Source organism: Oceanobacillus sp. FSL H7-0719 (assembly GCF_045040795.1).
Taxonomy (GTDB): Bacteria; Bacillota; Bacilli; order Bacillales; family Amphibacillaceae; genus Oceanobacillus.
This window is the reverse complement of sequence record NZ_CP150301.1, coordinates 476,774-491,242: the sequence shown is the minus strand read 5'-3', so window position 1 is coordinate 491,242 and position 14,469 is coordinate 476,774. Positions and strand designations below refer to the sequence as shown.

The following is a 14,469-nucleotide window of genomic DNA, read 5'->3' as shown; positions in this document are numbered from 1 at the left end:
TCGCTGTTTCTTAAACGACGGTGTCTCTTAAAGTTTACGTTTAATGTCAAATTAAACAATCCTTTCTAATTGATATGATTACGCATTTCCTCAATCATACCCTCAATTGTAAATATCTGAGCAGTTAGTATGGAACTGAATCCATGTTCTTCTGCCGCTTTTTTTGTCGTTGTTCCAATACAGACACAAGGAATAGCTGTATAGTTGCCTGATAGCTCTGCAAAGGCTTCAACTGTTGATGGACTGGTAAATGTAATAAAATCGATTTCGTCTGCTGCTATAACTCTTTTTAAGAGAGCAGCACTTTCCCTGTTCATCTGCGTTTCATAAACTTCAATTGCATCAAAGCCTATACCCTTTTTAGTGAAAACCCTTGGCAGTACATCCCGGGAAAGATTTCCGCGAACCAATAGAATAGTTTCTCCAGCCTGATACTTTTTTAAAAAGATTTCTGCTAATGAATCCGCATCATATACTTCAGGCATTAAATCTGCAACAAACTGATACTGTTTGAGAGCTTCTTCCGTTTTATGACCAACAACAGCAATTTTTATATTTTCAAGCAATGAAGTCAAATGATTGGGAAGTTGCTCAAAAAAGCAATGTACCCCATTTGCACTCGTAAAGATTACCCAATGATAGCTTGGCAACTTTGCGAAAATGAATTCACGATTTTCAGCCACTTTATTTGATATTTTAAGCAAAGGCACCTCAACTGGAATCCCGCCACTTGCACTGATTTTTTCCGAGAAAACTTTTGCTTGCTTTGCTTCTCTCGTAATTAAGATTCGTTTCCCTTGCAGATCCGACATCAGCTGTCTAACTCCTCTTTCACAGCATCAACAATCTCTTTAGCGCCTCGCCCAATTAATGCATTTGCAGCTTCCGTTCCAACAGATACTGGATCCGTTCCTTTAGCAACTTCCTTTAAAATTGTTTTACCGTCAGGAGTGCCTACTAGAGTGGTGAGCACCAGCTGGTCACCTTCCAGCACTGCATGACCGCCGATTGGAACTTGACAGCCTCCCTCAAGCAAATCTAAGAAAGTTCTTTCAGCTTTTACAGTTTTTGTAGTTACATCATCATTTATTAAATCAAGAATCTCTCTTAATCCGGCATCATCTTCACGGCATTCGATTGCAAGCGCACCTTGTCCGACAGCGGGCACACATACTTCCGGATCCAGATACTCCGTGATTAAGGATTCATTCATTCCTACACGTTTCATACCTGAGACAGCAAGGATAATTGCATCATAATCTTCCTCATTCAGCTTACGTAATCTCGTTTCGATATTACCGCGAATCCATTTAATTTCAAGATCTGGACGTACTGCGAGTATTTGCGCACCCCGACGAAGACTGCTTGTGCCAACAATTGCTCCACCGGGAAGTTCAGCAAGCTTTAAGTTATTCTTGGAAATGAATGCATCACGGTAATCTTCACGCACAGGAATGGAGCTGATTACTAATCCCTCAGGAAGAACAGCTGGCATATCCTTCATGCTATGTACTGCAAAGTCTATTTCCTTATCAAACATTGCCTGTTCAATTTCTTTAACGAATAATCCTTTTCCACCAACTTTGGATAAAGTAACATCAAGAATCTGATCTCCTTTTGTTACAATTTCCTTTATCTCAAACTCATTCTTTACTCCAGCATTTTTTAACTGCTCAATCACCCATTTAGTCTGGGTTAAAGCTAAATTACTTCTTCTCGAACCAACAATTATTTTTCTCATGAAGTAAACCTCCTAAAAGTGAAAATTTGAATATGAATTGGATAATAAGAAATTAATCAATAAAATCAGGAAAGCTGCAATATTGTATGTTGCAAGTGTCTTTCCGCGATAACTGTTAATTCCTCGCAAAACTAAAAATCCAATATAAATAACTAGTACCAGTAAAGATCCCAGTATCTTTATATCGTACCAATAAAAGTCGACTCCCGCGACATTGGTCCAAAAAAGTCCGAGAATAATCGATAAAAGCAAGAGTGGGATCCCTAGTGTGATTGCTTTAAAACTATAACTTTCCAGTTGACTCAGATTTCCGATTCGCCATAACCATTTTAACCCTTTTTTCCTTTTTAACAAACGATATTGTATTAAATACATGATTGAAAAAATAAATGAAAGAGTAAAAAATCCATAGGATACAAATGCTAAAGAAATATGAGCAATCAACATTTCATGCGCAAATTCAATTGTTCGCTGAATCGGCTGCTGTTTTAAGTCTGCCACAAAATAGAGCAATAGTACAAAAAAACCAAATAAATTAACGAAAAGCACGATAAAATGAATCGTGAAGAGCCGATTAATAATTAAAGAAAATGTGATTAATATCCAAGAAAAGAAAAACAAACTATCAATCAGTGTAGCAACAGGAAATGTAAATTCTATAAAAAGATGTTTAATAAAATAAATTGTCTGCAGAAACCATGCAATACTAAGTAACCAGAAAGCGATTTTATTCGCTTTCTGGTTAATTTGAATGAAATCGATAAAGTATCCAATTACACTTAGTCCATATATGATTATAATTAATTCTGATATCCATTCCCATTCATATACCATGGAAACATCCCTTTATACAGTAGTAATCTTCTTGAATGGTAAGAATGATCTTTTTCCTTTGTGATTAAACTGCTCCATTGTTTTATCTTTTTCGGCTTGCTTGTCAAATTCATTCTTCACTTCTTCTTCAATACCGAATATATCAACAAAAAGCTGCAATGCATCCTCTGCGTTCTCTGTGCCTGCCAATTCCTTTGCCTGCGTAATTGGTTCCTTCAACAACTGATTAATAATGCTTTTCGTATGTTTGCTTAGGACCTTCTTTTCTCTTTCAGTTAAATCAGGCATTTTCCGTTCAATACTTTGCATCGTTTCACTTTGAATGGAAAGTGCTTTTTGACGCAATGCAGATATAACAGGCACAACACCTAATGTGCGCAGCCATTCCTTAAAAGTAATTATTTCTTCTTGCATTAATATCTCAACTTGATCAGCAGCTTTTCTTCTTTCTTCCAAGTTTTCGTCGACGATATGTTGTAAATCATCAATATCATAGAGGAATACATGATCAAGCTCACTGATTGCAGGATCAATATCACGAGGCACTGCAATATCCACTAGAAATAGCGGTTCTCCTTTTCTATTCTTAAGAATTGGCTGGAGCATTTCTTTTGTTAAAATAACATTCGCCGCACCTGTAGAGCTAATTAAGATATCTGTTTTCTGCAGTACAGCTTCCAATTTATCCATCGGTTCAGCATTTGCCTTAAACTTCAATGCCAGCTCCTGCGCCTTCTCAAAAGTTCTATTCATAACAGTAATTTTATTTGCACCTGAGCCTTGTAAATTCTTTGCTGCCAGTTCTCCCATTTTACCAGCACCAATAATAGTAACATGGTGATTTTCAAGTGTGCCAAATATCTTTTTAGCTAATTCTACTGCCGTATAGCTAATGGACACAGCATGTTCTCCAATTGCCGTTTCATGATGTACCCTTTTTCCAAATGTAATTGCCTGTTTAAATAGCTCATTGAAAATAGTTCCCGTTGTTTTCATTTCTTGTGACGTTAAAAAAGCGTCTCTGACTTGTCCAAGTATTTGTGTCTCACCTAAGACCATTGAATCTAACCCGGTCGTAACCCGGAATAAATGCTCCATCGCTTCATCATTCTCTGTAATATGCATATAGGTTGAAAATTCATCCTTATCGATACCGAACCAGTCAGCTAAGAATGTCTTAATATAATATCTGCCTGTATGCAATTGATCAACAACTGCATATATTTCCGTCCGATTGCAGGTTGAAATAATTACATTTTCCAAAATGCTTTTACGTTTTTTTAATTCAACCATTGCTTCGTGCAAGGCTTCTTCTGAAAATGTTAATTTTTCTCTTACTTCTACAGGTGCTGTCTTATAGTTAAAGCCAACTTTTAAAATATGCACTTACCTTACCTCCAGATGCCTTAAGTCATTTGTCATTTATTACTGATTATCTGCTCATTAGTATAGTATTATTATAACATAACGTATTATCCTGTTTTTCACTAATTGTGAACAGAATACAAAACAATTATATGATACAATTAAAAAATAATTCGATTGTACTTTATCAAAGATTAGAATCATTATCAAGTAATTAGTTTTCTAAGGGGGAGACAAGTGAAAAAACAAAATGCTTTATTTGCTTATATTTTGATCGGGATAGGATTTTTCTTCTTATTCCGCGAATTGAAACTGCCAATTTTCACGAATTTTTACTCATGGCAAACATTATTAATTATTATTGGTGCGGCTATTCTTATACATAGTTACCGAGCAAAAAGTTACGAAAATATTTTTATTGGCATTCTTATTTTGGGTATCGGGATTCATTTACATGGTGCAGAAAATTATCATTTTTGGATTGATCACTGGGCCATTTATCTCATCATCATCGGACTCGCATTTTTACTGCGGGCGATGAAAACAAAATCCGGCATGCTTGCAGGAATTCTCTTTCTTGCAGCAGGGGTATTGTTAATTTATTCGCAAAAATTCAGTGCTTATTTCTCATGGATATATGATATATTTGCGCTTCTCGATAAATTTTGGCCAATCGTCCTTATTCTTGTCGGGATTATCCTATTAAGAAAAGGGAAATAATAATCTTACTGTGCTCACTTAACTGATAACTAAAAATGCCTTAGTACAATTAACAAGTATATTTCACTGTTATAGCCGCTCATGTCACTGCGAACATTTAATAGAAGAGTTAGCAAGTATACTGCGGTTTTTTAGAATATTGAGTATGAAAAAAAACCATCTACCCGAAATTCAGGCAGATGGTTTTTTTATAAATATTGTTTCAATGTTTGCCAAGCCTCTTCTTTGCCTTCTCCTGTTTCAGAAGAAAAGGGAATGACGATATCGTTATCGTCCACTTCAAATGTTTGCTTCACAAGCTTTAATTGCTTATGGCGTTTGGATTTATTTACTTTATCAAGTTTGGTTGCGATTATAATTATTGACAAATCATAATATTTCAGATAATCATACATTTGCACATCTGCATCTGTTGGTTCATGACGGATATCGCAAACAAGTACTACTGCTTTTAGAGTCTCTCGTTTTTGAAAATACGCATCCATCATTCGGCCCCATTTTTCTCTTTCCTTTTTTGAAACCTTTGCATATCCATAACCTGGCACATCAACAAAGTAAAAAGCTTCATTCAACTTATAAAAATTCAGTGTCTGTGTCTTCCCTGGTTTAGAAGAGGTTCTCGCCAAATTTTTACGATTGATTAATGTATTAATGAAGGATGATTTACCTACATTAGAACGTCCTGCTAGAGCAATCTCTGGCAGACCTTCATCTGGATACTGTGCTTCACTGACTGCACTAATTACAATTTCCGCTTGATTAATCTTCATTTTTCTCCCCCACTAGTGCAATTTCAAGCACTTGGTCTAAGTGATTAACTGGAATAAAAGTTAAGTTCTTCCTCACGCTTTCTGGAATCGACTCGATATCTTTTTCATTCTCCTCAGGAATAATGATAGTTGACAAGCCTGCACGGTGAGCACTTAATGATTTCTCTTTAAGCCCGCCTATTGGCAGTACACGGCCCCTTAATGTGATTTCACCTGTCATCCCTACTTCTTTACGGATTGCTCTTCCTGTAAGTGATGAAACAAGAGCTGTTGCGATTGTTATACCAGCAGAAGGTCCGTCCTTTGGTGTTGCACCTTCTGGAACATGTATGTGAATATCATACTTTTCATGAAAATCTTTTTCAATATTTAATTCCTCAGTTCTTGAACGTACATAACTGAATGCTGCCTGAGCAGATTCCTGCATCACATCACCAAGTTTACCAGTTAAAATAAGTTTACCCTTGCCAGGATAATGTGACACTTCAATTGATAATATATCTCCCCCAGCAGACGTATAAGCAAGACCTGTTGCTGCACCAACCTGATCCTCCACTTCCATTAAGCCATATCTGAACAAAGGTTTTCCTAGCAGTTCTTCTATATTCTTCTCTGTTACAATAACACGTTTCTTTTCACCAGATATAATGATCTTTGCAGTTTTCCTGCAAATTTTTGCCACTTGTCTTTCTAACCCACGTACACCAGCTTCACGTGTATACGTACGAACAAGCTTTAATAAAGCATTATCCCTGATTTGCAGATGAGAAGGCTTTAAGCCATTTTCTTTAATTTGTTTTGGCAAAAGATGTTCTTTCGCAATATGAAGTTTTTCTACTTCAGTATATCCAGCAATTGTAATTAGTTCCATTCGGTCAAGTAAAGGACCTGGAATACTGCTTACATTATTTGCTGTAGCTATAAATAATACTTTAGATAAATCATAAGTTTCTTCAATAAAATGATCGCTAAAGTTGCTATTTTGCTCAGGGTCCAGTACCTCAAGCATTGCTGAGGATGGATCTCCTCTAAAGTCATTTGACATTTTATCAATTTCATCTAGCAAGAATACTGGATTAATTGTTCCTGCTTTTTTCATTCCTTGAATAATTCTGCCTGGCATTGCTCCTATATAAGTTCGACGGTGTCCCCGAATTTCTGCTTCGTCCCGAACTCCACCAAGTGAAATTCTGACAAAATTACGGTTGACAGAACGTGCAATCGAACGTGCAAGCGAAGTCTTCCCTACCCCAGGTGGACCTACGAGACATAGTATTGGCCCTTTTATAGAATTAGTTAGCTTCTGTACTGCAAGATATTCAAGAATTCGTTCTTTTACTTTTTCCAAGCCATAATGATCTTCATTTAATACTTTTTCTGCTTCATTAATATTAATTGTATCTTGAGATTGTTCTGTCCACGGCAATGTAAGCAGCCAGTCAAGGTAATTACGAATTACAGAGCTTTCGGCAGAATTCTGAGGTATCTTCTCATACCGTCCAAGTTCCTTCAACGCTACTGCACGAACATCATCCGGCATATCTGACTCATTAATTCTCTCCTGTAAATCGCCAACTTCACCTGATTTCCCATCACGGTCACCGAGTTCCTTTTGGATTGCTTTAAGCTGTTCTCGTAAATAATATTCTTTTTGTGTTTTTTCCATCGAGTTTTTTACGCGCTGGCCAATTTTTCTTTCAATATCCAGCACTTTCTTTTCGTTTGTAATCAGTTTAATGATATAGTGCAAACGTTTTGCTATATTAGCCATTTCCAATAGTGTCTGTTTTTCCTTCATTTTTACTGATAAATGGGATGCGATAATATCAGCCAGTCTGCCCGGATGGTCAATATCTGCTACAGTTTCAAACGTTTCACCCGTAACTTTGCGTGATAATTTTGTGTATTGTTCAAACTGTTTTAACAGAGAGCGCATGAGTGCTTCTTCCTCTGTTTCATCTTCATGGACTTCTTCAACCTGCTCTATTTCTACTAAGAATTCGTCTTCTGTAGTTAGAAATTTAACGATTTTATAGCGTTCAATTCCTTCTACCAATACACGAAGCGTACCATTAGGCAGCTTGACCATCTGCTTTACCTTTGCAAGTGTCCCCACTTCATAGATGTCTTCCACTCCTGGCTCGTCCACACTTGCTTTCTTTTGCGCAGCGAGGAAGACACATTTGTCGTCTATCATGGCTTTCTCCAAAGCAGCAATTGATTTATCTCTTCCGACATCTAAATGCAAAACCATGGATGGAAAAACAATCATACCACGTAATGGCAGGAGGGGTATTTCTTTAAATTTGTTAACCATAGTTAGTACCTCCGATAATATGTATAACTTTATAATATGTTTCGTCCTTATAGAAAAACGATTATGTAGTTTTTTATTATAATTCTTTTTATGTGCTGCAGCAATTAGTATCTCCTAATGGTGCAATTTATACGAATAGAAAAGGAGACTTGCTGTCCGTAATGCTCATGTAACATTTACAAAGAGCATCATACAAACAGCCGGTCTCCATTTTTATGCTAAGAAGTGTAAGCTAAGCTAGACTTATGCACTTTCTTTTGGCAGTTTTTCATTTCCTTCTACTACTGTGCCATCGCGAAAAATTAGCTTTGGACTGCCGTTCTCATCTATCACTGTGTCTTTCGTAATCACACATTTCTCTATATCGTCACGTGAAGGCAGCTCAAACATAACATCACGCATGATGCCTTCTATAATCGACCTGAGACCACGCGCACCTGTCTTGCGTTCGATCGCCTTTTTAGAGATTTCAAGCAATGCTTCGTCTTCAATATCTAATATTACATCATCCATTTCGAATAACTTTTGATATTGTTTCACTAAAGCATTTTTTGGTGTTGTCAAAATTTGAACCAGTGCATCTTCATCAAGTGGAGTAAGACTTGCTATGATTGGAATACGTCCAATAAATTCAGGAATTAATCCATAACGCAATAGATCCTCTGGAAGAATCTTCGCAAGCAATGCTCCCATATCAAGCTCTTCTTGCTTTTCATTCGATCCAAAACCGATAACTTTCTTACCAAGGCGGCGTTTAATAACCTGATCAATTCCATCAAATGCTCCACCGACTATAAATAGGATATTTGTTGTATCGATTTGAATAAACTCTTGATGTGGATGTTTGCGTCCACCTTGAGGCGGCACGCTTGCCACAGTACCTTCAAGAATTTTAAGAAGTGCTTGTTGTACACCTTCACCAGATACGTCTCGTGTTATCGAAGGATTTTCAGACTTTCTTGCAACCTTATCAATTTCATCAATGTAGATAATTCCTTTTTCCGCCTTTTCCACATCATAATCAGCTGCTTGAATAAGTTTAAGAAGAATGTTTTCAACATCTTCTCCAACATAACCAGCCTCTGTAAGTGATGTAGCATCAGCCATAGCAAAAGGTACATTAATAATACGAGCTAATGTCTGAGCTAACAACGTTTTCCCGCTTCCAGTAGGCCCAATTAAAGAGATATTACTTTTTGCAAGTTCTACATCATCCGTATTTTTAGACGAATTAATACGCTTATAGTGATTGTAGACCGCTACAGCCAGACTTTTCTTAGCATCATCTTGACCGATTACATAATCATCAAGAATTTCGCAGATTTCTTTAGGTTTTGGAATCTCCGTAAATTCCATTGCCTCATCCGTTCCAAGTTCTTCCTCAACAATTTCAGTACAGAGTTCTATACATTCATCACATATATATACACCAGGTCCAGCAACTAATTTACGAACCTGTTCTTGGCTTTTTCCACAAAAAGAACATTTTAATTGTCCTTTTTCTTCATTAAATTTAAACATTTTTTCACCCCTATGATTCATAAGAAAATTAAATACACCATTGATTATAGTCAATCATATCAGATACAAATTGAAAAACAAAATAATAAACCTTATTAAATTTAATTGCGTTCTATATCATGTACACATCCAAATGAATAATACTATATTACTTATCTATATGTCAGATAGCAAATATTAAGTCAATTTAATTTATATGTAGAGTGGACAGTAAGATAATATAGAAACAAGGTGCGAAACATCCGCACCTTGCTTTTATTCAACAAAATCAATAACTTCAATGTCCATTTATTATTTTGCTGCTTTACCGTTATCAACTAATACATCAATTGCTTTTCTCATCTTCAGATCCTGCTTGATTGTTTCTGTATTGCCGCCAAGGATTTGTACAAGCTGTTCAACCTCAGTGCCGTACATAGATGCCATTTTTTCAAGCTCTTCTTTAACTTCTTCTTCAGTAGCTTCCACGTTTTCAGCTTTTGCAATTGCTTCTAGTGTTAAGCTTGTCTTCACGCGTTTTCCAGCATCGTCTTTCATTTGCTCTTTAAGCGCTGCTTCATCTTGTCCAGCAAACTGTGTATACATTTCTAATGTCATACCTTGCATTTGCAGGCGTTGTTCAAATTCTTGAAGCATTTGATCTAATTCATTTTCAACCATTACTTCCGGAATATCCACTTCAGCATTTTCAGATGCCTTTTCAATTAGTGATTCACGTTTAGCAGTGTCTGCCGCTTGTGTTCTTTGCTCTAAAAGCTCTGCTTTTTTCTTCGCTTTTAATTCGTCTAACGTTTCTACTTCATCATCCAGATCTTTTGCAAATTCATCATCTAGTTCTGGCAGTTCTTTTGTTTTAATTTCATGAATAGTAACTTTAAATGTTGCGTCTTTTCCTGCAAGATCCTCTGCATGGTATTCTTCAGGGAAAGTTATTTCGATTTCTGTTTCTTCACCAGATTTTTTACCAACTAGTTTCTCTTCGAAACCAGGTATGAATTGTCCAGAACCGATTTCAAGGCTGTGGTTTTCACCTTTTCCGCCTTCAAAAGCTTCTCCATCAGTAAAGCCTTCAAAGTCGATTACAACTGTATCGCCTTCTTCAACTTCTCCTTCTTCCTTAACAACTAGCTCTGCATGCTGCTCACGAAGATGACCTAATTCATGCTCTACATCCTCATCTGTAACTTCTACAGTTTCCTCTTCAACCTCAAGTCCTTTGTATTCACCTAGAGTCACTTCTGGCTTAACTTGAACTTCTGCAGTAAAGATAAGTGTTTTTCCTTTTTCGATTTGCTCAATATCCACTTCCGGCTGATCAACCGGGAAGATATCTGCTTCATCGATTGCTTTCGTGTATGCGCCTGGAAGTACAATATCTACCGCATCTTGGTAAAGTGCTTCAACACCAAAACGTTTTTCAAATAATCCGCGTGGAATTTTACCTTTACGGAATCCAGGAATCTGTACGTCTTTAGAAACCTTCTTGAACGCCTGATCTAGCGCCTTATCAAATTCTTCAGGAGAGACTTCAAAAGTAAGTACTCCTTTATTTCCTTCTTGTTTTTCCCATTTTACTGTCATTACAATTCCCTCCAAAATCTATTGTTTAACTAACAATCTTTTGTTTTAATTTAACGATTTCAAATTTACAACCATCTTATTATATCATAAATCATATGGCTTTCAAGCATTTCTGCCTATTCATCTATAATACTTGAATAAAGCATATCACTTGTCTTAATTTCATTTATATAACGTGTATGTTTTTGTTTACTCTTAGAAAACGTTTCTTCCGTTATATTGAGATATTCATTCCCGATTGCGACTAATGCCTCTGCAATTAACTCTGCATCAGACTCTGGCGGGGAAATTGGATATAAAACATAAAGATAATGCTTGAATAATGACTCAACGAGTTGAAAGAGCGATGGATTTTTTTGTTCTAGATTACTTATAGATGCATAGACACGTTTAGCAATTGCACTTTCTTCCAGTGCTGGTGTATCGACTGGTATCATTTTAATATGTATACCGAATTTATGTATATCAACAGGCTTTGTTACACCCTTCCCTTGAATCCACATAAATATTGCGGATTTATTCAATGGATGTACATGTTCATTCACAAGTAATGAAACAGCCTTTTCACTTGGCGGCATTTCCAATTTACTCAGCTTATTGATTAAGCGCCATTGTTCAATATGATTATCCTGGTTAACAGCATCATACAATGAATCCAGATAAATATTTGAACGATCAATTTCTAGATCAATCCTCATTTTACTGCTCATTTCATAAAGCTGTTTGAATGGCGCAATCAAACTTTCTGGAACCTTCCCGCTTTCTAACTCAGTTGAAGCAATTTCCATCAATAATCCATATTGATTGGTTTGAAAAAGTAAAGTTAAATAAATATGTATGTACTGATAATAATTATCGTTTTTTTCTAAAAGAAGAGACTCACATAGATCTTGCGCTTCCTCATATCTTTCCAATTCCATCAGGCAAATTAATTTTCCTGTAAAAACTTCATCATTATTCACCTGATAGCTTATAAGCAAATTAAGTTTTTCTAAAGCCTCGTCAAAATGTCTTTCTTTAATTGCAGCAATGCTCTCTTCTTCCAGCAGCTTTTGCCATTTTGGAAATAGAATGATATCTCCAGACTTCATTATAAACGTTTCACCTCACATTCCACAGTTATATTTATTATTATATCTTAACTTTTATCTATACCCTCCTTTTATATTATTAAAACATAATATAAAAGAGAAACCTAAAAAATTAGGTTTCTCTTTGTTGTCATTACGTCCCAAGTAGGATTCGAACCTACGACCTACAGCTTAGAAGGCTGTTGTTTACATTCTACCACATTTTTACGTTTACTACAAAGTGCTTTAGTATCAACGTTTGTGTCTACTGGTTACTTTAAAATGTCTTATTTTTATTTGTTTAATTTTCGATTTTCGTTAAATTGGTATCCTGTTGGTATCTTTTTTATTTAAAGTTACTTCCTATTATATAGGGGAATGTTTGAATTTATAACAGGGGGACATAATCCCTCTGTTATTTTTCATTAATCACACAAAAAAGCAGGAGACAAAATTCTCCTGCTTTCAATCTATCCTGGCACCCGTAATACTATCCAACGGAATCTCATCGTCCTCAAACCTCACATAACTAAGTAACGGATCCACTGCAAGTAATTTCCCTTTAATTTTATGATAATCATGGTCCTTAAAATATTCTACTTCGATTGTTAAATCATCTTTTAATGCCAGCTGCAGTATTAAATTTATTTCTTCAATTAAATGTTCATCAATGATTGGTTTTTCCTTCCAATTCTCTTCTTCTCTTAGTTTTTTCAGTGCTTCTACATGCTCGGGCAGCATGAGTGAAGTCCATTTCTTTGTTCCTCTGTCATTAATCATTATGCAATCCCCTTTCTTGGACCAGCAGAAAGGATATTCTCAAGCTTAAGCGTGCGGACCTTTTTACGGTAATAACAATACACCAAAGCATAATCATCATTAAATTTCAAAACACATACATAGCGCTGTGTGACTTTATTTTCTTGGTCCATATAAAAGATAACGATAGTCTCTTTGTTTTTAATCGAGCGTTCAAATAATCTTTTCATGCTATCTCCCCCTGACGAACGTTTGTTCCTTATTTATATTTTATATCATAACATAAAATAAGAACAAGTGTACTGTTATTTTTTAACAAGGAGGGATATCATGGATAAAAGTTTAATATTAAAATTTATCACAATGCCTATGGCCATTAAAATATTTACAGATGATAAAGAAACCTTAAAGGTTTCCAAAGAGGCCCGTTTATTTAGATTTAATTGATTCTATTTTAAAACAATTAGAAAGCGATTTTAAACAGCTTAAAGCGGATATGTTTACTAAGTATCATTTGGATATTAGATATTTGGGGACAGAAAACGAAGCTGTAAAATACAGCGTAAATAAAGAAGTGATTGAGTTTTCTCCAGGAGAATTGAGAAACGGGACCCAAAAAGTGATGGAAGAGTATATTACGAATACAGAGATAGTAAGACAAGAACGAACTTGGTAAATTTAAAAAAGTTCCCTACCATGGCCTTTGGTGGGAACTTTACCGTATGTTAATCACTAATACAATTACCTGCTTGCACTCTAATCCCTTTATCATCAATCATCTAAACTCATTTGTAAATTTAGAAAAAAGTTGCATCGACTAGTAATAAAAATAAATATGTACTTATTTATTCTCATCTAATTCATAATCCCCTATGTTCAATTCCTTTTTGAACATTCTTTCAATTATTTCCACATCATCCTGGATTTTGTCTTCATCAATTTTTTCTTTTACAATTTTTGTATTGTTTATCTGTAATACAAATAGAAGCATTGCATATATTAGGTCATTTAATTTGGAGGAAATTTCATCTGAAAAATATAAAATGTTATCCATATAATAATTTTCCACTTCATTTAACTTATATGACGATTCAGAAGTTAAGTAGCCTTTAATTTTTTCACTTATCAAATGTGTACAGTTTTCTGGATTAGCGCTCCATTCTATACTTGTTATTTTAATATATCCCTTAATTTCTTCATTAAGATTAATACCAAGACCTTCGTAATAAGGTATAATTCCTTCAGCAGTTTTTACAACTGAAGGAATTATATGCGATTTTTTTTCTATCATTTTTATCTCGCGCCATATTTTGTATAGCTGTTTATACATTTCAGGATATAATTCGTGTCTTTTTGTAGAATATAATGAAAAATCATGAATTTTTCTTTCAAAATCTAATTTTCTTCGTTCTGCTTCTTTTTTTAATCGTTCTTTAAATTTTTCTAAATTTTTATCGAAGTAGTTTTTAACTCCATTTTTTAAAACTGCTTGTACAGCAATAGTCATTAAACTACTTGTTATTATTGAAGTAATTATGGTATTTAACAACAAAAACACCTCTATTATTAGCAATTAAATTTTTCATTTAAAAAGCTCAGGAAATTCTAATTTAAGCGCTCGTAATGCATCCCTTTTAGCCTCATAAAACTCTTCAGGTTGAATAATCCCTTTCTTAGTTAATAATAGCAATAAAGCATTTGTATTTGAAATATTATTTAATTGCTCCTCTAATGTATCAAAATCCCCATATTTAATACCCATTTAGTCACCTCTTATTAGTGATCCAATCT

The 14,469-nt window shown here is 35.1% G+C and carries 15 protein-coding genes; 2 read left to right on the top strand and 13 right to left on the bottom strand.

What is annotated here, in order from left to right; translation table 11 throughout:
* Nucleotides 1-65: 65 nt before the first annotated feature.
* The 4 genes from NST93_RS02485 to hemA are packed head-to-tail and all read right to left on the bottom strand — an operon-like array spanning nucleotide 66 to nucleotide 3,961.
* The gene (locus tag NST93_RS02485) at nucleotides 66-812 is read right to left on the bottom strand and encodes a uroporphyrinogen-III synthase (protein ID WP_405100868.1); all 747 of its coding nucleotides are present in this window, start codon (nucleotides 810-812) and stop codon (nucleotides 66-68) included.
* On the bottom strand, nucleotides 812-1,741 hold the full coding sequence (gene hemC, locus NST93_RS02480) for a hydroxymethylbilane synthase (protein WP_405100866.1): 930 nt from the start codon (nucleotides 1,739-1,741) through the stop codon (nucleotides 812-814). Before hemC ends, NST93_RS02485 begins: the two co-directional genes overlap by 1 nt.
* 12 nt (nucleotides 1,742-1,753) lie before the next feature.
* A complete protein-coding gene (ccsA, locus tag NST93_RS02475; RefSeq protein ID WP_405100864.1) occupies nucleotides 1,754-2,575 on the bottom strand; it encodes a cytochrome c biogenesis protein CcsA in 822 nt (273 codons plus the stop codon).
* A 12-nt stretch (nucleotides 2,576-2,587) separates the two neighbouring features.
* On the bottom strand, nucleotides 2,588-3,961 hold the full coding sequence (hemA, locus tag NST93_RS02470) for a glutamyl-tRNA reductase (protein ID WP_405100862.1): 1,374 nt from the start codon (nucleotides 3,959-3,961) through the stop codon (nucleotides 2,588-2,590).
* Between the two features lie 216 nt (nucleotides 3,962-4,177).
* Between hemA and NST93_RS02465 the strand changes: the two genes are divergently transcribed.
* Complete coding sequence (locus NST93_RS02465; protein ID WP_405100860.1) at nucleotides 4,178-4,660, top strand: LiaI-LiaF-like domain-containing protein; 483 nt, start codon at nucleotides 4,178-4,180, stop codon at nucleotides 4,658-4,660.
* Nucleotides 4,661-4,848: 188 nt separating this feature from the next.
* Here NST93_RS02465 and yihA read toward each other — a convergent pair whose 3' ends face one another.
* The 7 genes from yihA to NST93_RS02430 form a co-directional block, all read right to left on the bottom strand.
* Entirely contained in the window at nucleotides 4,849-5,430 is a 582-nt protein-coding gene (gene yihA, locus NST93_RS02460) for a ribosome biogenesis GTP-binding protein YihA/YsxC (protein WP_405100858.1), read from the bottom strand.
* Nucleotides 5,420-7,747, bottom strand: a complete 2,328-nt coding sequence (gene lon, locus NST93_RS02455) for an endopeptidase La (protein WP_405100856.1) — start codon at nucleotides 7,745-7,747, stop codon at nucleotides 5,420-5,422. Before lon ends, yihA begins: the two co-directional genes overlap by 11 nt.
* Nucleotides 7,748-7,990: 243 nt before the next feature.
* Nucleotides 7,991-9,268, bottom strand: coding sequence for an ATP-dependent protease ATP-binding subunit ClpX (gene clpX, locus NST93_RS02450; protein WP_405100854.1), 1,278 nt, complete (start codon nucleotides 9,266-9,268; stop codon nucleotides 7,991-7,993).
* 291 nt (nucleotides 9,269-9,559) lie between these two features.
* The gene (tig, locus tag NST93_RS02445; RefSeq protein WP_405100852.1) at nucleotides 9,560-10,849 is read right to left on the bottom strand and encodes a trigger factor; all 1,290 of its coding nucleotides are present in this window, start codon (nucleotides 10,847-10,849) and stop codon (nucleotides 9,560-9,562) included.
* A gap of 116 nt (nucleotides 10,850-10,965) precedes the next feature.
* Nucleotides 10,966-11,940, bottom strand: a complete 975-nt coding sequence (locus NST93_RS02440; protein WP_405100850.1) for a tetratricopeptide repeat protein — start codon at nucleotides 11,938-11,940, stop codon at nucleotides 10,966-10,968.
* Nucleotides 11,941-12,384: 444 nt separating this feature from the next.
* Nucleotides 12,385-12,699, bottom strand: a complete 315-nt coding sequence (locus NST93_RS02435) for a YolD-like family protein (RefSeq protein ID WP_405100848.1) — start codon at nucleotides 12,697-12,699, stop codon at nucleotides 12,385-12,387.
* The gene (locus tag NST93_RS02430) at nucleotides 12,699-12,908 is read right to left on the bottom strand and encodes a hypothetical protein (RefSeq protein WP_405100846.1); all 210 of its coding nucleotides are present in this window, start codon (nucleotides 12,906-12,908) and stop codon (nucleotides 12,699-12,701) included. The genes NST93_RS02435 and NST93_RS02430 overlap by 1 nt, the downstream gene beginning before the upstream one ends.
* A gap of 299 nt (nucleotides 12,909-13,207) precedes the next feature.
* On the opposite strand from NST93_RS02430, the gene NST93_RS02425 reads away from it, so the two are divergent.
* On the top strand, nucleotides 13,208-13,354 hold the full coding sequence (locus NST93_RS02425) for a hypothetical protein (RefSeq protein ID WP_405100844.1): 147 nt from the start codon (nucleotides 13,208-13,210) through the stop codon (nucleotides 13,352-13,354).
* A gap of 165 nt (nucleotides 13,355-13,519) precedes the next feature.
* Here the strand turns inward: NST93_RS02425 and NST93_RS02420 are convergent, their stop codons facing one another.
* Both NST93_RS02420 and NST93_RS02415 read right to left on the bottom strand, forming a co-directional pair.
* Nucleotides 13,520-14,227 carry a hypothetical protein gene (locus NST93_RS02420; RefSeq protein WP_405100843.1) on the bottom strand — a complete coding sequence of 236 codons (708 nt, stop codon included), beginning with the start codon at nucleotides 14,225-14,227 and terminating at the stop codon, nucleotides 13,520-13,522.
* A 33-nt stretch (nucleotides 14,228-14,260) separates the two neighbouring features.
* Nucleotides 14,261-14,440, bottom strand: a complete 180-nt coding sequence (locus NST93_RS02415) for a hypothetical protein (RefSeq protein WP_405100841.1) — start codon at nucleotides 14,438-14,440, stop codon at nucleotides 14,261-14,263.
* Nucleotides 14,441-14,469 lie beyond the last annotated feature (29 nt).